15 protein-coding genes are annotated in these 17,999 nt (G+C 35.6%); 4 read left to right on the top strand and 11 right to left on the bottom strand.

The window, feature by feature from the left end:
- Positions 1-82: 82 nt before the first annotated feature.
- Positions 83-871 carry a hypothetical protein gene (locus tag RCH13_RS06270; protein ID WP_326986380.1) on the top strand — a complete coding sequence of 263 codons (789 nt, stop codon included), beginning with the start codon at positions 83-85 and terminating at the stop codon, positions 869-871.
- Between the two features lie 67 nt (positions 872-938).
- Here the strand turns inward: RCH13_RS06270 and serS are convergent, their stop codons facing one another.
- The 11 genes from serS to RCH13_RS06215 all read right to left on the bottom strand — a co-directional run bounded on the left by serS (position 939) and on the right by RCH13_RS06215 (position 13,069).
- On the bottom strand, positions 939-2,207 hold the full coding sequence (gene serS, locus RCH13_RS06265; RefSeq protein WP_326986379.1) for a serine--tRNA ligase: 1,269 nt from the start codon (positions 2,205-2,207) through the stop codon (positions 939-941).
- Between the two features lie 96 nt (positions 2,208-2,303).
- The gene (locus RCH13_RS06260) at positions 2,304-2,801 is read right to left on the bottom strand and encodes a hypothetical protein (RefSeq protein ID WP_326986378.1); all 498 of its coding nucleotides are present in this window, start codon (positions 2,799-2,801) and stop codon (positions 2,304-2,306) included.
- A 15-nt stretch (positions 2,802-2,816) separates the two neighbouring features.
- A complete protein-coding gene (locus RCH13_RS06255) occupies positions 2,817-4,064 on the bottom strand; it encodes an oligosaccharide flippase family protein (protein WP_326986377.1) in 1,248 nt (415 codons plus the stop codon).
- A gap of 2 nt (positions 4,065-4,066) precedes the next feature.
- A complete protein-coding gene (locus RCH13_RS06250) occupies positions 4,067-5,713 on the bottom strand; it encodes an asparagine synthase-related protein (RefSeq protein ID WP_326986376.1) in 1,647 nt (548 codons plus the stop codon).
- 47 nt (positions 5,714-5,760) lie between these two features.
- Positions 5,761-6,897 carry a glycosyltransferase family 4 protein gene (locus RCH13_RS06245; protein ID WP_326986375.1) on the bottom strand — a complete coding sequence of 379 codons (1,137 nt, stop codon included), beginning with the start codon at positions 6,895-6,897 and terminating at the stop codon, positions 5,761-5,763.
- A gap of 99 nt (positions 6,898-6,996) precedes the next feature.
- Positions 6,997-7,488 carry a hypothetical protein gene (locus tag RCH13_RS06240; protein WP_326986374.1) on the bottom strand — a complete coding sequence of 164 codons (492 nt, stop codon included), beginning with the start codon at positions 7,486-7,488 and terminating at the stop codon, positions 6,997-6,999.
- Positions 7,478-7,654: a hypothetical protein gene (locus RCH13_RS06235; RefSeq protein WP_326986373.1), complete on the bottom strand. Its 177-nt coding sequence runs from the start codon at positions 7,652-7,654 to the stop codon at positions 7,478-7,480. The genes RCH13_RS06240 and RCH13_RS06235 overlap by 11 nt, the downstream gene beginning before the upstream one ends.
- Positions 7,654-8,433: a (Fe-S)-binding protein gene (locus RCH13_RS06230; RefSeq protein ID WP_326986372.1), complete on the bottom strand. Its 780-nt coding sequence runs from the start codon at positions 8,431-8,433 to the stop codon at positions 7,654-7,656. Before RCH13_RS06230 ends, RCH13_RS06235 begins: the two co-directional genes overlap by 1 nt.
- 63 nt (positions 8,434-8,496) lie before the next feature.
- Positions 8,497-9,825: a 4Fe-4S dicluster domain-containing protein gene (locus tag RCH13_RS06225; protein ID WP_326986371.1), complete on the bottom strand. Its 1,329-nt coding sequence runs from the start codon at positions 9,823-9,825 to the stop codon at positions 8,497-8,499.
- 11 nt (positions 9,826-9,836) lie between these two features.
- Entirely contained in the window at positions 9,837-10,787 is a 951-nt protein-coding gene (locus RCH13_RS06220) for an MlaD family protein (RefSeq protein ID WP_326986370.1), read from the bottom strand.
- Positions 10,788-10,912: 125 nt separating this feature from the next.
- Positions 10,913-13,069, bottom strand: coding sequence for a peptidylprolyl isomerase (locus tag RCH13_RS06215; protein WP_326986369.1), 2,157 nt, complete (start codon positions 13,067-13,069; stop codon positions 10,913-10,915).
- A gap of 234 nt (positions 13,070-13,303) precedes the next feature.
- Between RCH13_RS06215 and lon the strand changes: the two genes are divergently transcribed.
- The 3 genes from lon to RCH13_RS06200 all read left to right on the top strand — a co-directional run bounded on the left by lon (position 13,304) and on the right by RCH13_RS06200 (position 17,991).
- On the top strand, positions 13,304-15,706 hold the full coding sequence (lon, locus tag RCH13_RS06210) for an endopeptidase La (RefSeq protein WP_326986368.1): 2,403 nt from the start codon (positions 13,304-13,306) through the stop codon (positions 15,704-15,706).
- Positions 15,707-15,780: 74 nt separating this feature from the next.
- The gene (locus RCH13_RS06205) at positions 15,781-16,890 is read left to right on the top strand and encodes an AI-2E family transporter (protein WP_326986367.1); all 1,110 of its coding nucleotides are present in this window, start codon (positions 15,781-15,783) and stop codon (positions 16,888-16,890) included.
- Positions 16,891-17,082: 192 nt separating this feature from the next.
- Positions 17,083-17,991 (top strand): DUF4349 domain-containing protein, encoded by a 909-nt coding sequence (locus RCH13_RS06200; RefSeq protein WP_326986366.1) that lies wholly within the window; start codon positions 17,083-17,085, stop codon positions 17,989-17,991.
- Positions 17,992-17,999 lie beyond the last annotated feature (8 nt).

Raw genomic sequence — 17,999 nt, 5'->3', positions numbered from 1 at the left:
ATTTCAAAAACTTTTCGGACAATCATCTTCTTAACTTTTCCCTTTAATTTTAATCAAAGCCGAGAACAAATGAAACTTAGAAATGATTAAAAAGTATGGAATTTGGCTTATTGCCGCAATTTTCACCCTCCAATCTTGTTCCGTTAATACGGAAACCACTTATTATAATGATTCTGCAACAATCATGGAATCTAATATCTTAATGGATCAAAGTGTTTTGGGAATGATGAATATGATGGGTAAAGGCACAGGAACTTTTAAAGATTCAAAAGAATTGGCCAATCTCACTACCGATTGGAAAAGTTTATATGACATTCAAAAGAATGGAAAAATTACAGTACATCAAGATTCCGCTAAAGTCTTGAAAAAAATGTTCATCAAACTCAATAAGGACAAAGGCGAACTTTATGGACTTTCCCTTAAATATGATAAGTTGTTGCCGAAAGAAATTACCAGTCTTCTGTCCCAAAACAAACAACTCAAAAATTTACCCCTTCAAAATGTAGGAACCTGGAATGGAAAAACACTGACCATTGACACTGATAAATTTAACAATACAGAATTTTTAGCAGAAATGGCAAAAGAAACTCCGAACAGCACGACTACGAAACCCAACTCAAAAAGTGATTCTTTGGAAGTTTACGGGAAACAAATGGCGCAGGGAATGATCGGAATGATGAAGATGTTTAATGTAAATTATTCCAGCAAAATAAAGTTTCAGAAACCTATTAAAAGTATTGTGGGGAAACATGATTTTGTAAAACAAATCGATAATAAAACACTACAAATCAGTTTGAGAAGTAATGATTTACTAGACGGCGGAAAAGGCTTGACGAATAAAGATAAAAAGCTAATCATCACAACAGAATAGTTAATTTCTTATATATAAAATCCCCTGAAACTTTAGATTTCAGGGGATTTTCTATTTTAAATCGATTTTAGCTGATCATATCAAATTTTGCATATTCCGCTATTTTTTTCGGAATTCTAATTCCTTCTTCTGTCTGATTATTTTCCAGCAAAGCCGCCATAATTCTGGGCAATGCCATCGCTGACCCATTTAGAGTATGAACAAACTGGGATTTACCTTCAGTTTTATATCTGCATTTCAATCTTGTGGCCTGAAAAGTTTCAAAATTAGAAACGGAAGAAACCTCTAACCATTTTTCCTGCGCTGCACTCCAAACCTCGAAATCATAAGTCATGGCGGCGGCAAAACTTGTATCTCCACCACACAAACGCAATATTCGATAAGGCAGTTCTAAATCTTGTAAAAGAGATTCCACATGTTTCACCATTCCTTCTAACGCAGCATAAGAATTCTCTGGTTTTTCTATGCGAACAATCTCCACCTTTTCAAACTGATGAAGACGGTTTAAACCTCTCACGTGAGCACCGTAACTTCCAGCTTCTCTACGATAACATTGCGAAAATGCGGTATTTTTTACAGGCAAATCTTTCTCCTCTAGTAAAACGTCACGGTAAAGATTGGTCACCGGAACTTCAGCGGTTGGAATGAGATACAGTTTATCTTCTTCCGAATAATACATTTGACCTTCTTTATCTGGTAATTGACCTGTTCCATATCCAGATGCTTCATTCACCACATGTGGCGGATTAACTTCTAAGTATCCAGCCTCAACATTTTTATCTAAAAAATATTGAACAAGCGCTCTTTGCAATCGGGCTCCTTTTCCAAAATAAACGGGAAATCCAGCTCCTGCAATCTTAACCCCTAATTCAAAATCAATTAAATTATATTTTTTCGCCAAGTCCCAATGAGGAATTGCACCTTCGCCTAAACCTTCTACAGCATGAGATTGAAAAATATTTTCATTATCATCTGCACCATTTCCACCAATTACTTTTTCATAAGGAATATTGGGAATGAGATAAAGAATTTCTTGCAGTCTCGCTTCCGCTTCCTTCAATTGAATCTGCAATGTTTGAGAATTCTCTTTGAATTGCGCGGTTTTAGATTTAGCAGATTCCGCTCCTTCTTTATTTCCTTGCGCCATCAACATGCCAATTTCCTTAGAGATTTTATTCATCTCCGAGAGGTTTTGATCCAGCTCAAATTGAAACTTCTTCCGATTATCGTCAGCAGAAATAGCTTCCTCTACCAATTCTGGTTGTTTAAAATTTCTCTTCTCTAAGCCTTCCAAAACGCGTTCTTTATTATCGCGCAAAAAATTAACCTGTAACATTTGATAATGATTTATTAGTATAGATTTAAGGCAGATTTTACCTCAAATCAAGTGTACCGCAAATTTACAATTTTTAAAAAGTATTTTGCTTAAGAATTATTTTTGAATTTTTACAATATTGGGCTCGTTTCCAACTTTAGTAAACTGTAAAACGCGATTGTAAAATACCTTCGAAACCTGAAATATTTCTGGCGTAGATTCGTATTGAATGATCATGGTGTCATTTTGGAGCGTAGTTACGGAATCATTTAATCTCTTTGTCAAGAGCAAAGCAATTCTGGATTCATACCTTTTAGAATCTCCCAAAGAATCAATTGTAAGTCTGCGTGCACCCGCAATATATTCCATATAGTTAACTGTATCTACGGTTTTCTTCAAATTGAAACTTACTGGCGCATTATCTGTAAGACCCAAAACATCATTCATCTGAACGGTAGTATAAGAATTTGCGCGGGTTGAATTGAGCATATCCTGACCAGCGGAATCGATGTAGATATTTAAAACTTGATCAATTTGCTGCACTACAAGATCATCATTCCGGCAAGAAAGAAAACCAAAAAAACCAATCACAGCAATAAAAAACACATTTTTCATGGCGACAAAGATACTTTATTTTAAATTTTTCAAATAGACATTAAAGGCGAACATCAGCAAAAGTCCCCCGATAAACATACTCGAACTTAAACTTATGGCCATTCCCAATACGCCAAACTTCTTGACGAGAACTCCAGCAAAAACTATTAAAAGTGCCAATGTAACTAGTGAAACGCCTGTGTTTACTTTCATTTTACCTACTGCAGAGAGTAAATTTCCATACAAATTTCGCAGTAGCATATTCAAACAAAATGCACCTAAAAGAACGGAGAAAACAAGACCATTATCAGCATATCTCGCACTAAAAAACAGGTGAATAATCTTGTCATTGAAAATCGAACCCACGATAAAAATACCAATTGCTACCGGAAGAAAAATCTTGTAATAATTATGGATATAATTCCTGAGATAGACTTTGTTTTGAAAATTCTTCGCCAATATTGGAAAGTCACTCTGCATGAAAGTTAAGGCCAAAAAAGTAATATTGGCCGGAATTAAAAGAGCTACTTTATAGTTAGCCACCGCAGATTCATCCAATAAAAAACTGAGCATTAAAATATCCGCAGAGAAGAGCAAATCCGAAAGCATGGCAGTTCCAGAAGCATGAAATCCGTAATTCCAGATTTCTTTTTTCGTAAAATTAAAACTACCAGAAATTGATTTGTAATTATGTTTTTTGAAATATATAAAAGCTAAAAAGGGTGTAATTGCAATGGCGCTCAAGTAACCCATTAAACCAAAAAAATAAGTAAGCAAAAAGAGCAATACAAGTCCAGCAATATTTACGGTATTGGTTAGCTTGGCAAATCCCCTATTGTTTCCAAAAATTCTAAACTCAGATTGCAGATGGTTTAAAAAGTAAAAGCCAATCAAACGCGCAGAAAACAGGAGAAAAACATAAAAAATATCTTCATATTTCGACACATAAAAAAAACTGATTAAAAGAAAAATTATACTCAACAAAAGTTGATAAGTGAAACCTTTCAGCAAAAGATACTTGGAAAGTGCTTTTTTCTCCTGCAAACCTTCCGAAACTGATCCAAATCGCAACAAACTTTGCTGACTTCCGAAGCCGCTAAAGGGAGCAAAAATCGCAAACACAGACGCTACAATGCTGATTGTTCCAAATTCACTTTCCGGTAAAAGTCGGATAACGAATAGAGCACCGAGAAATGCGCAAATTTTTGCAATAAGCAAAGACAAAAATACGTGTTGCCCTTTGTTATTAAAAAATTCTGCGATAAAAATTCGTAGACTTTTCACCCTTAAAAATATAGTTTAAATATTGATAAAATATTAATGGCCTTCGATTTCAAATTAAAATCTTTCGTTTCGAAAAGTTCTTGAACGTCTTTTAATAATTCCGGATAATTTTCTAAACGATGAATATTGTGATCATAATACTCTTGATAATAAGTCTGAATCTGTGGGTCGCCATGAAAATAAAATTGATAAGGATACATGCTGGAATTTTGCGGCGTTCTTAAAATTTTTTCATTTAAAATCTTAAATCCGCGCTTTACAAATTGGTCTCCAAAAGTAGTTTTCCAGGGCGCATTTGGTTTTAAAAGCGTTCTCTCCCACCGATAATTTGTGGCTTCTTTGCAATGTTTATTGATCCATTCAATGTAAAATCTGTGGTTAAACTTCCATTCTTCCGGTAGTGAAATGGCAAATTTTAAAAAATCCTGCGTCATAAACGGCGAGGTTTGATAGCGCTTTTGCTGAAAAACGTGCGCACCTAAAATTGTGCGGTTGTAAGCAACATTACGTAAGAGGAAAAGCTCTTCCGACTCATAATTTTTTAAAATATTTGTGAGAGAAGATTGGACTTGGGGTAGAAATTTCAGATTTTCTACAATTTTAAATGAAGTCGGTTTTTTCCTTTTCGGTTCCGTATTGAATCCGCCCAAAACTCCATCCCCAATTTGACCGCTGTGAAATAATCCGAAATTTTCATACTGCATGTTTTTCACGGCGTGTTGCACATGGATTCCACCCGTGTACAAAACCATTCCCTCAGAAATTTCGGTGAGCGCATCAATTTCTTTCAGAAATTTGCCTCCATCTAAAGGAATAAACTCATAATGGATATGTAAATCTTCCGCAATCTTTTCCGAAATGGTATGATCAAAATAATCAGACTGCGAGAAACACAAAGCGTTATCTGGTTTACGATTATTTTTCACGGCATACATCATGGCTACTCGGCTGTCTAACCCCCCGCTTAAAAGAGCAAGATGATGAGTGCCAAATTCGGTGTCTTTATCATATTCTAAAAGCACCGATTCCTGAAATATTTCGTGAATTTGGTCGATTGCCGCATTCTTATTACCGTTAAATCGAGAGTATTCAGACAAATTAAAATATTCCACTTCATTTGAAATAACTTCTATTACATTAATGTTTAAGAAGTGCCCATCTAGAATTTTATGAATATGCTGAATTGGCGTTTTCCTTTCCGGCAAATTCGTAAAACAAAGTAATTGATAAAGCGATTCTAAATCGGGTTCAACAGCAAAATCACTTCTTTTCAACATTTCGCTTAAGCGAACCAAACTGGTATCAATAAAAATAGTCTCCCCGAACTTACCGTAGAAAACACGTTGAGTGGAAGTAACATTTGTAAAGACCATTAATTTTTGCTGGACTTTATCGTAGATAAAACCTCGAAATTCACCTACCAATAATTGAATAAAATCTTCTTTTTTTTGAAAATACAGTTCTTGAATTAAAGACTCAAAATCCTTTAGGGCAAAGGAATTTAATAATTTTTGTTTATTCAAAAGAACACCTTCCAACAAAATATCTACACTGGATGTCTGCACATAAATATCATCATTTTCTTTTGTGATAAAAGAATTTATCGCTACGTTTTGGGGGTTGATGGTGATGGAAAATCCTTTTTTCATGAAGTTGATTTAAGGGAAAATGAATTGCTAATCAAATTACGCAAATTTTATGAGGCTTGAAATTCCTGCATGGTTTCTTGATAAATTTTATCAAATTTCTCCGCGATAACTTGCTTAGAAAATCGATCTTCCACGGATTGATGCAAATCAGCGGGTGACTTAAAAGTACTATTTTGCAGCAACATGTCTTTCATGGCATTATATAATTCAAGGTCAGAGTTAGAAATTAAAATCCCATTTGAAGCATTGATAATCTCTGGAATTCCGCCCACCTTTGTCGCAATTGCCGGAGTTCCGCTGGACAATGATTCGAGCAAAACACAGGGGAAATTTTCGTAATCACTAAACAGAATGAAACAGGAACTCGATCTCATTTTAACTGCAACTTCGTATAATTCCAGAGTTCCAAAAGTTTTTATGAATGATTCTGCTTTTGCCTTTCTGATGAATTCATTTAGTTTTTCTACATCGCCATCTCCACCGATATGAAGTTCAAAATTGTTGAACTCCTTAGATAAAAGTACCGCAACATTGATGATTTTCTCGGGATTTTTTAATTGAATTAAATTAGAAATATGGAGAAAGGTGAAAACTTCAGGTTCAGAATCTTTGACTTTAAAGAGTTTTGTATCTACCACATTTTCGACAACTTCCGTCTTAGTGTTTAAAGTGTTATCATTTAAATCTCTTTTCAAAAAATTGCTGACTGGCAAAACTGCACTGGAATTTTTTGAGATTATTTTCGAAATAAAAAGATCTGATTTAGAAAGTTTAAAGCGATTCATTTGCAAAAAGCCCGACCAATGCTCCGTAACTACAAAAGGAATTTTTAATTTAAGCTTTAGATAAACCGCAAACAGCATTGATTTCTGCATGACGTTGGCGTGAACCAAATCAGGAGGATTCATTATCGAGAATCCTTTTTTATAGGCGATCATTCTGCGAAGAAAGTTTTGTAACGGATTATTTGAATTTTTATAATAAACGATTAAAGTCCTAATCCCATTAATCTGCTGATCATCAAAAACAAACTTTTTCGGTTGAGTATGATTTCCAATCGCATGCAAGATTTCGACATCATGTAGTAATGAGACTGATTCTGCATGACGCTGCACAAAATTTCCATTGGTCGGCTCCAGTTTATTGGGAAACCAGGAAGAAAGAAAAAGAATTTTGTAGCGCATGTAAAATGTTAATAAGACAAAAATACATCATTCCCCTTCAAAAACAAAAAACCCTTTTCAACACAAGGTTAAAAAGGGATATATTAAAATAATAACATTTTAGTTCAGATACATTCCGGCCCAACTTCTATTTAAAGGAAGTAAAAATTGGCCCAGAAATTCAACATAAGAACTCTTGGAAAAATCATAGACTTGAATGTCTTTTGAAATTTCACCATTCTTTATACCGTTCTTAAAATCTTGCAATTTCAGCGTTTTGATAATTCCATTTTCTACATAAGTCGCCTTCATGCGGTCAAATAATCCCAATTGAAATTCTTGATCCATTTCTTTCATCACTTTACCTAAGGCATCAATGGAACAACCTGAAGCGGCTTCCTTATCTTCATCTACACAAATAATAATGAATTGATTTTTTTCTACTTTAAAAGAAGAAGAAAGTGGTTTTCCATGCGCTGCCCAAGTTGCAAGAAAGTCGTACAGTTTTTCAGTAATAACTTTACTTTCTTTGGGGGTAAAAGCTCGAGAAGCGGGATAGATGATCACGCGGTAATCTGTAGCTTCCTCAATTGTTGATTCTTCAATTTTCATCTTTCGGCACCTTTTTTAATTCGATATAACCTAATACAATCATCAATAAACTTGCACCTGCGCTCCAAAAATTAATTTTTTCTGTATCAAAATCTGCAGACCAAATGTTAAGGATAAAGAGCAATGCTCCGGCAATCATGAGGAAATAAAGGACTTTGGTTTTCATTATAAATCGTCTGCTTCTGCTAATAATTCGGCGATATCTTTCACTTCTACGTTGGAATTGAAATGTTTAATGCCATCTGTTATCATGGTATTGCAAAACGGACAACCCGTCGCGATGATATTTGGATTTTCGCTCAATGCTTCTTCTGTTCTCTCTATGTTAATGTCTTTGTCCCCTTTTTCTGGTTCTTTAAACATTTGTGCGCCACCTGCGCCGCAGCATAAACCATTCGATTTACACCTTTTCATTTCTACCAATTCTGCATCTAATTTTTGCAAAAGCTGCCGTGGTGCTTCATATTCTCCATTTCCTCTCCCCAAGTAACAGGGATCGTGGAAGGTGATTTTTTTTCCTTTAAAAGTTCCGCCTTCAATTTTCAGTCGGCCCTCTTCCATTAACTTTTTGAGGAACTGGGTGTGGTGCATTACTTCAAAATTCCCACCTAAACTAGGATATTCATTTTTTAAAGTATTAAAACAATGTGGACAAGCAGTAACAATTTTCTTCACGCCATATCCATTCATCACTTCAATATTCGTTAAAGCCATCATTTGGAAAACAAACTCGTTTCCAGCACGTTTTGCGGGATCGCCATTGCATGATTCTTCTTGACCCAAAACGCCAAATTCTACGCCTACTTTATCTAATATTTTGCAGAGGGCTTTGGTGATTTTTTTTGCTCGGTCATCAAAACTCCCGGCGCAACCTACGAAAAACAACACTTCTGGTGCTTTTCCCTCGGCAGCATATTCTGCCATTGTTTTTATAGTGAAATCCATTCTTATATTTATCAATGTAACATTTACGAACTTGCCTAAACTGTTACAATTACGATTTTTGTATTACTCAGTTGTCCATTTTAAACGATCGGCTTGATTATAAGCCCATGGCGCTGCATTATTTTCAACATTGGTCATCATTACGTTCAATTCACTTGGTGCCGAAGATTGCTCCATGACCAAAAATCTCCTCATATCCACAATAATGGAAAGCGGATCAATTAATACTGGACAAGCTTCTACACAAGCGTTACAAGTTGTACACGCCCAAAGTTCTTCTCTTAAAATATGATCGTCTAATAATTTCTTACCATCATCTACAAACTTTCCGTTTTTATTGATGTTTTGACCAACTTCTTCAATTCGATCTCGGGTATCCATCATAATTTTACGTGGAGACAGTTTTTTACCAGTAATGGATGCAGGACAAACTGCGGTACAGCGACCACATTCTGTGCAAGAATAAGCATTCAATAACTGGACTTGATTCAAATCAAAAATATCACTTGCGCCAAATTTTTCTGGAACTTCATTAGGATCATCTTCTGGTGCCGCAGCATAAGGATCAGCATTTGGATCCATCATTAATCTGATTTCTTTGGTAACAGAATTCAGGTTCGTAAACTGGCCTTTAGGTTTTAGATTAGCAAACCAAGTATTTGGAAAAGCTAAGATAATATGTAAATGTTTTGAGTAATAAAGGTAATTCATGAAGAATAAAATCCCCAAAAAGTGGAACCACCACGCTCCCCTTTCCGTGAGCATTAAAGCAGTATCTCCAAAATTTTCAAATACGGGTGTCAGAAGATTCCCAGATATTGGAAAGCTTCCGTGCATATTTAAAAGACCGCGTTTTTGCATCGCCAAGTCTGCAGAATTCATCGTGAAGAAAGCAATCATCAGAGCGAATTCTATAATCAGAATCCAATTTGCATCTTTCTTTGGCCACCCAAAAAGTTCCTTCATATTAAACCTTTTGATGCTGAAAAAATTTCTTCGGATAAAGAAAATGACAACCGCTACGGTTACGAGTAGCGCTAAAATCTCCAGCGTCGCGGTGAAATAACCATAAGCCACTGTCCCTATAATGCCCGCTAAAAATCGGTGAGTCCCAAAAATACCATCGATAATAATCTCCAGCAATTCAAAGTTGATGATGATAAAACCAACATAAACGATAATGTGTAAAATTCCCGCGATCGGGCGCTTCACCATTTTGCTTTGACCCATGGCGACCTTTCCCATGGTTTTCCAGCGAACGGCTGGTTGGTCAGTTCGGTCAATTTTGCGACCCAACTTAATATTGCGATAAATTTCTTTGAATCCTTTGACGAAGATTCCGAAGCCAAGAACTAAGGCAATCAGGAAAATAATATTGTCAATATATTGCATATTGAGACGGTTTAATCTTTAGTGTTTTTACCAAAAACAGAGAAGTTAAGGTAGCGTTTTGGATTCTCTTTTAGATCTTCAATCAATTTATTCAGATTGTCTGAGGCTGTATTTAGATTATTGTAGAGTTGCTCATCTTTGGTTAATTTACCTAAGCTGCCTTCTCCATTTTGAATGCCAGAAATTACATCATTCAGTTTTTCTGAAGTGGTGCTTAATTTATCTATGGTATTATTCAATTTTTGTACATCTACCTCATCTGCAACCCGTCCGAATTTATCGATAGATGTTCTCGCGCTGATGGTCGCGAGATTTGCATTATCCAATACTTTCTGGATTCTAGGATCGTTATTTGCCAGCAAAGCATTTGTTTGTCTAGACGTTCCTTCAAATGCAGAGACTGTTCTATTCAAATTTAAAAGCAAGGCGCGAATTTCTGCTCTGTTTTGATCATTTAAGATTTGATTGGCATTATTGGTCAATGAATCCACTCTTTTCAAAACGATTTGTAGCTGATCTTTTACGGGTCCAACTTGTGACGAAATGTTATTCATCATTGACAAAGTATAAGCTCCAACTAAAGTATCGCCATCTTTCGCCATCGGTTGCCCATATTGCAAATTGATCCGCATTTCTTTACCAGACATTAATCCAGGCTCGAAAATTTCTAAGGTTGATCTTTTAGAAAATTCAAAATCTTCATCGATATCCACTTTAACTACGAAATGAATTTTACCGTCTTTATCTGTAATAGGGATAATCTGATCGACTTGACCAACTCTTAAACCATTGATAGATACCGGATTAGACGCTGCTAAACCCTCCACATTATCAAATTTGGCGTAAAATATATTATCGGTGGTGAAAAGGCTTTTACCTTTCATAAACTGAAACAGAATAACGAACCCTACAATCGCTAAAAGTGCGATTAATCCTGCTTTTACTTCTCTTGAAAACTTCACTTAACTTAATTTTTTGATGAACAAATATAATACAAATTAATCGAACACCATTCAAAAACCGTGCTGCAAAAAACAACAGAAGCGACTTAAAAAAGTCGCTTCTGAAATTATTTTAATTTGCTTTCTTATTGCTGTTGAGAAGCTTGACTGTTATAAACTTCAATTCTATAATCTTCAATCTTCGCATTGTCTTGTAAACTTTTCAATAAAGCCTGACCAAATTGCTGAGCGTTTTGACTTGCAATCGCCTCGGTAATTTGTTTGATGTCACCAGGTTGTTTATTCACAGTTTCAGATTTTTTCACTACAACGTAAACTCCCGTGCTCCCTTCTACTGGATTAGATAGTTTTCCTTTTGCAACTCCAAAAGCAGCGCCTGCAACTCTAGGCTCCATAGCACCTGCAACTTGTGGGCTTAGCAAATTTACATCTGCTGATTGCTTAGTTACAGTAAATAATTTTGCAAGTTGATCAAGAGTTGTCGCCTTCGCAGCAATAATTTTATCTGAAATCTGTTTTGCTAAAATTTTGTTTTTTACCAAGGGCTCTACTTGTGGACGAACTGCTTCTGCATCAGCAAGACCTGCATCTTGTACCCCATTTACGTAGGCAATGATTCGGTCTCCCGTTCCATCAACGGTGAAAATTTCACTATCTCCTTTCTCTCTTTTCTTATCAAATGCCCAAGCAATTACATCTTCATCCTTATCTGTGGCCAAACCTTGTAATGTTCCTTGGAAACGTCCCACTTCAGTAGGATTAGAGAATTGGTAATTGTTTTTCTTCGCTACATTAGAAAATTCATTGAAAGATTTACCTTGAACCTGCTGAATAAACTTGGTTGCTTTGGTATAGATCTCATTTTCTGTTTTGTCTGATGGTTTAACCGCTTTCGCTAGATTGGCAACTTTATAAGACATCGCGCCAGTTTTTTTATCTTCAATATTGATAATGTGATACCCAAACTGCGTCTCTACTACTCCTGTTGCTCCTTTTCCATTATTTGCTAAGAAGCTTAAAAACTCGGGAACAAATGGCGTTGCTGGAGTTGTCCAACCTACACTTCCACCTTGTGCTGCAGATCCTGGATCTGAGGAGTATTTTAAGAATTCTGTAAATGTTGCTGGATTGGCTTTAACTGCTGCTCCAATAGAATCAGCTAATTTTTTAGCTTCATCTTTTGTTCTCGTAGCATCTCCGCCAGCTTCATTTCCTTTGTAAGAAACTAAAATGTGTCTTGACAGTGTAGAATCTGAAGGTTTTTTATCCAAAAGTTTAGAAACTACATAATAGTTTTGCTCTTTGTATGGTCCAAAAGTTGTTCCGACCGCTGCACCTCCAACTTGATCCTTGATTGCGGCAGGTAACTGGTCGCCAGAAAAATACTGTGGATTAAAAGGCAAATCGGAATTTAATGCAATAAACATGGAGTCATTTGCTGTGTTTTGGAAACTTTCTGTTCCGCCACTCACCTCACTACCTACTGTAAACAATTTATTAATCTCGGTTTTCGCTACGGCATCATCTTGAGCACTTGGTGCTGCAGGAAAATAAACCAATCCTATATTTCTACTTGCATCTCTTTTAAATAGAATCGGATGACTTTTAATATAAGCTTCTAAATCTTCTCTTGTAATCTTAACTGGGTTTTTCTTCGCGTAAGTATCATAATCCACCTTCACGAAATCAATTGCAGCCACCTGATCTCTTTGCTTCATCATTTCTTCAGCTTCTTTTTTCCCAACGGTAATACCTGTAGAAATATTAGCAAAAAGTTGTCTGGCCATCATTCTGTACTCAATGGCTTTTCTTGTTTTACTCCAGTTGTTGAGCATTTCCGCATTACCACTAGTCTTTAGCTCTTCAACTTGTTTTTTAATTTCTTGCCCTTTGAAATTACCTTTTGCATCGAAATTTTCTTGATTTTGTGCAAACATAGGATCAAATTGCAGTTGGTTCCAGAACATATCCTCCGTAAGGGTAAGTCCCATTTTATCAAATTGCTGCTCAATTAATTTAGACTGCACCACCATTTGCCACGCTTGCTCCTCCAAACCTTTTGTAGGTTGACCTTGCTGCTGCGCTTGTTGCTGCAAAATAAAAAGTTGATCATCAAAATCTTCTTTTGTTATTTTATCACCATTAACTTCCCCGTAAACACCTGGTTCTGGGCCAAATAATTTTTCTAAACTATCTGGATTCACTACAAATGCTAACATTGCAACTGCGATGATTCCCATCAAAAGCCACGGTTTGTTTCTAATTGCTCCTAAAACTGCCATTTTTTGTATAATTTTATCAGTTTGCGAAAATACACATTTTTAAGAGATAGAGAAAAATATTTAGCTATTAATACGGAAATAAATTAATCATAAATGGAAATTTTGTCTAAAGTTTTTGTTGGCATAGTGCTTGTCAAAATATAGAGGCCTTTTAAATAAGGGAAAATAGTAAACAAAATAGGGTGCATAAAGAACGCCCAAACAATTAAAATGACAATATGTCATTAAATAGATATGAAAGAATTTGAGGACATCAGTTTTGATGAAATTATGGATGATGGGTTTAGTATTGTTGCAGAAGAATTAGATATTTCCGGTGTAATAGAGACGAAGGATAATAAAGATCAAATCAATTTTCCCATTTTGCCGGTAAGAAATATGGTGATGTTTCCAAAAGTCGTAATTCCTATTACCGCCGGAAGAGAAATGTCCATCCAACTTTTGGAAGAAGCGCAGAAAAGCAATGAGTTTATAGGAATTGTTAGTCAAAAGAATTCTTCCATAGAGAAACCAACGCAAGAAGATTTATATCAGATTGGAACTTTAGCAAAAATTATCAAAATCATTAAACTTCCAGAAGGTAATGTGACCGCTATTATGAAAGGCTTTGGTAGATTTAAAGTTAAAAACTATACCTCTGCAAAACCTTATTTCAAAGCGGAAATAACCAAGCTAAAAGACGTACCAACTAGGAAAGTTGAGGAGTATAATGCACTTCTAGAAAACATCAAGGATTTAGCTTTGAAGATTATCGACCTGGATCCTAACATACCAAATGCCGCTAATTTTGCCATCAAAAATATGACAGATAATGAAGATTTGCTCAACTTTATTTGTACTAATGCTAGTTTTTCTTCCATCGACAAGCAAAAACTTTTAGAAGAAAAAAGTTTGATGAACCGCGCCCTTCGATGCTATGAATTGATGCATGATGATTTCCGAAAATTAGAATTGCGCAATCAAATTCATCAAAAGACAAATCGGGAATTAGATAAAAGTCAAAGAGAGTATTTTCTCAATCAGCAAATTAGAACTATTCAAGAAGAATTGGGAGGCGGACCAGAATCTGATGTAGAAGAATTATTACTAAAAGCTGCAAAAGTGAAATGGAATGAGGAAGTAGATGCTCATTTTAAGAAAGAAGTTGGACGGTTGCAAAGACAAAATCCCAATTCCCCCGACTACAATGTGCAACGTAATTATCTTGATTTCTTCACAGATTTGCCGTGGGATAAATATTCCAAGGATGTTTTTGATATTAGTAAAGCAGAAAAAGTTTTAGACAAAGCCCATTTTGGGTTAGAAGATATTAAGAAAAGAATTTTGGAACACATGGCGGTTTTAAAATTGAAAAACAACATGAAATCTCCAATTTTATGTTTGGTTGGCCCCCCTGGAGTTGGAAAAACTTCTTTAGGAAAATCCGTTGCAGATGCTTTGCATCGTGAGTATATTAGAATTTCTTTAGGAGGATTGCATGATGAATCCGAAATTCGTGGACACCGAAAAACATACATCGGTGCGATGGCTGGACGAATTTTACAGTCTATCAAAAAAGCCGGAACATCCAATCCTGTTATTGTTTTAGACGAAATTGATAAAATTGCCACGGGAATTCATGGCGATCCAAGTTCAGCTTTATTAGAAGTTTTGGATCCGGAGCAGAATAATTCCTTCTACGATAATTTTCTGGAGCTGGGTTATGATTTATCCAAAGTAATGTTCATCGCTACCGCAAATTCTCTTTCTACCATACAAAGACCGCTTTTAGACAGAATGGAAATCATCGAAATTGCTGGATACACTTTAGAAGAAAAAGTAGAAATTGCCAAGAGACACCTCATCAAAAAACAAATGGACGAGAATGGTTTAGAGGCGAAATCTTTTAAACTCGGTCATCCCGAACTGAAACATATTGTAGATGCACATACTTCAGAAAGTGGAGTTCGTGCTTTGGAAAAAAGAATTGCGGCCGTGGCAAGATGGGTTGCGCTACAAACAGCCATGGAAAAAGAATATGAGCCAAAAATTTCCATCGCCAAAATTGATGAAATTTTAGGCGTTCCAAGACCAAAAAGTCTTTCCGAAATTACAGGAGTTCCCGGAGTGGTTACAGGTTTAGCGTGGACGCAAGTTGGCGGTGATATTCTCTTTATAGAAAGTATTTTAAGCGAAGGAAAAGGAATTTTGACCATGACGGGAAATCTCGGTAATGTGATGAAAGAATCTGCTACGATTGCTTTGGAATATATTAAAGCCAAACATGAAGAGCTTGGAATTTCTTCGAAAGACATTAAAACCAAAAATATTCATGTTCACGTTCCCGAAGGTGCCACTCCTAAAGACGGGCCTTCAGCCGGAATTGCCATGTTGACTTCCATTGTTTCTAGTTTTCATAATAGAAAAGTGAAAGAGCATCTCGCCATGACAGGAGAAATCACCTTGCGTGGAAAAGTTTTGCCTGTGGGTGGAATCAAAGAGAAACTCCTCGCCGCCACGAGAGCTGGAATCAAGGATATTATTTTATGTGATGCAAACCGGAAAGATGTAGAAGAAATCAAAAAAGATTATCTGAAAAATCTCAATATTCATTATGTTAAGAGGATGAGCGAAGTCATCGAATTGGCTTTGGATTAAATAAATATAAAAAGGCGTTTCAATTTTTTTGAAACGCCTTTTTTACGAGTTCCTTTTTTGCTTTACTTTGCAGCATGAGAGAAATAAAATTACCCTTTGTTTTAAGATTGCCTTTAATTCTAATCAGCATCCTTTCCGTGGGCTATTTGGCCATGATTGGACAGGGAATTTTAGCCCCGCTTTTCTTTGCCGTTTTAATGGCACTTTTATTTTTGCCCTTCACTAATTTTTTAGAAAAAAAGCTTCGATTCTCCCGAGTTTTCTCCACTTTTTCTTCGCTTTTGGTCATGCTCATTTTTCTATATGGACTCATTTATTTCTTTTCTACTCAAATGAGTGATTTTGTAAATGATTTTCCGGTGTTAAAGGAACAGGTTTTTAAGTCTTTTAATGAACTGCAAATTTGGGTTTCTAAAACTTTTAACCTGAAGATCAATCGTCAGATGACCTACATCAATCAAGGTTTAGAAAAACTTTTAGCATCAACCGCTCTGATTTTAGGATTTACGGTATCTATGTTTTCTTCGGCGATGGCGTTTTTCTTATTTAGCGCTCTATTTTTCATCTTCATTTTAAATTATCGCAGAGTTTTATACCGTTTTATCATTTCCGTTTTCAAAGAAAATCATTTCGAAAAAGTAAATGAAGGAATTGCAGAAATCCAAAAGATTATCAAAGAATATATTTCTGGATTGGTCATACAAATTATCATTGTTAGTATTTTAACAGCAATTTTATTGACGATTTTAGGGGTAAAATATGCAATATTATTAGCAGTCTTAACCGGCTTGCTCAATGTCATTCCTTACGTGGGAATTATCTTCTCCGCACTTTTAGCGTGCTTAATTTCATTCGCTACCGGCGGAAATCACACTTTATTGGTTGGTTTGGGATATTTTGCCATTCATGCTGTAGACGGAAATATCATTTTGCCTTTGGTGGTTGGTTCCAAAGTAAAGATCAACGCGCTTTTTACGTTCATCGGACTATTGATTGGAGAGCAATTGTGGGGAATTTCTGGCATGTTCCTGAGCATTCCTTTATTGGCAATCTTAAAAATTATATTTGAAAGAGTGGAAGGGATGGAGCCTTGGGGAAAAGTTTTGGGCGAAGAAAGCAAATTAAACAGACGCCGAAGAAAGTACAAAATCACTAAAAAGATAACTTTAGAGGAAAAAGAGTAGCAAATTACCCTCAAAAATATTGATATTAATAAAATACTTTCAAATTTTTTGAGAATATTTTATTTACAAAACCTTATTTATCAAAGGTTTAAAATAACAATTGCGTTTACAAAAACTTTAAAGTCAATTTACAAACTTTACAAAGGATTCCTACTGACATTTGAGGGAACAAACTCCCAAAACTTATCAGTTATGAAAAATCCTATTGTAAAATCCTTACTAGTTTCTACGCTATTCTTTTCTGTTTCTGCATGTAATAAAAATGAAAATTCCGAAACCGCCTATAGATCTGCGGACCTAAGTTCTGAATCTTCTGTGATGATGGATAGCGTTTCTACCGTTGCAACTTTACAAGTGAAAGAAAAGCAATTTATCAAAACTGCAGAAGTTAGTATGGAAGTGAAAGATGTTTATGAATCGACTATTGCGATAGAAAACACTTTGAAAAATCTAGGCGGCTTTGTGACTTCCAGCCGGTTAAACTCCAATATTATTTCCGAAAACACGTATAACACCTCAGATAATGATGCGATTCTTGTGCGGAAATTTCAAACCCAAAACACGATGCAAGTTAGGATTCCCACCGAAAAGTTAGGAGATTTTCTAACCCAAATTAATAATCTAAAACTTTTTTTAAACTCCAGAAATATTTTGGCAGAAGACGTTACTGCAAATATTAAACTCGCCGAATTAGAAGCGAAGAGAAATGCAAAAATCGCTGGAAACATTGAAAAAATTGCAAACAATAAAGTGAAAGTGATCCTAGCTAATGAAAATGAATCGGAAGGAAATTATCAGAAGAACGCTGCTTTTCAAATTTCAGATCAGATAAAATACAGCACGGTTGAACTATTGATCAATGAACCACAAATGAGAATAGCAGAAATTGGGGTGATCAACACAAGTAACATCGATCAGAAATACGGGACAAATTTCTTCTATGAGGTGAAAAATTCTTTGATTCAAGGATTTTATTTAATCCAAAAATTGATCATAGGATTGCTTTCGATTTGGCCAATGGCTCTCTTGGCAGCTATCGTTTTATATTTTTTCAAAAAAAGAAAAATTACTGAGAAGGCTACGAGTATTGACTTGAAGTAAGCATTAAA

Origin of the sequence: Chryseobacterium sp. MP_3.2, assembly GCF_035984805.1 — a bacterium.
Taxonomy (GTDB): Bacteria; Bacteroidota; Bacteroidia; order Flavobacteriales; family Weeksellaceae; genus Kaistella.
Note: the sequence above shows the minus strand (reverse complement) of the source record. Positions and strands in the feature narration are given on the sequence as shown.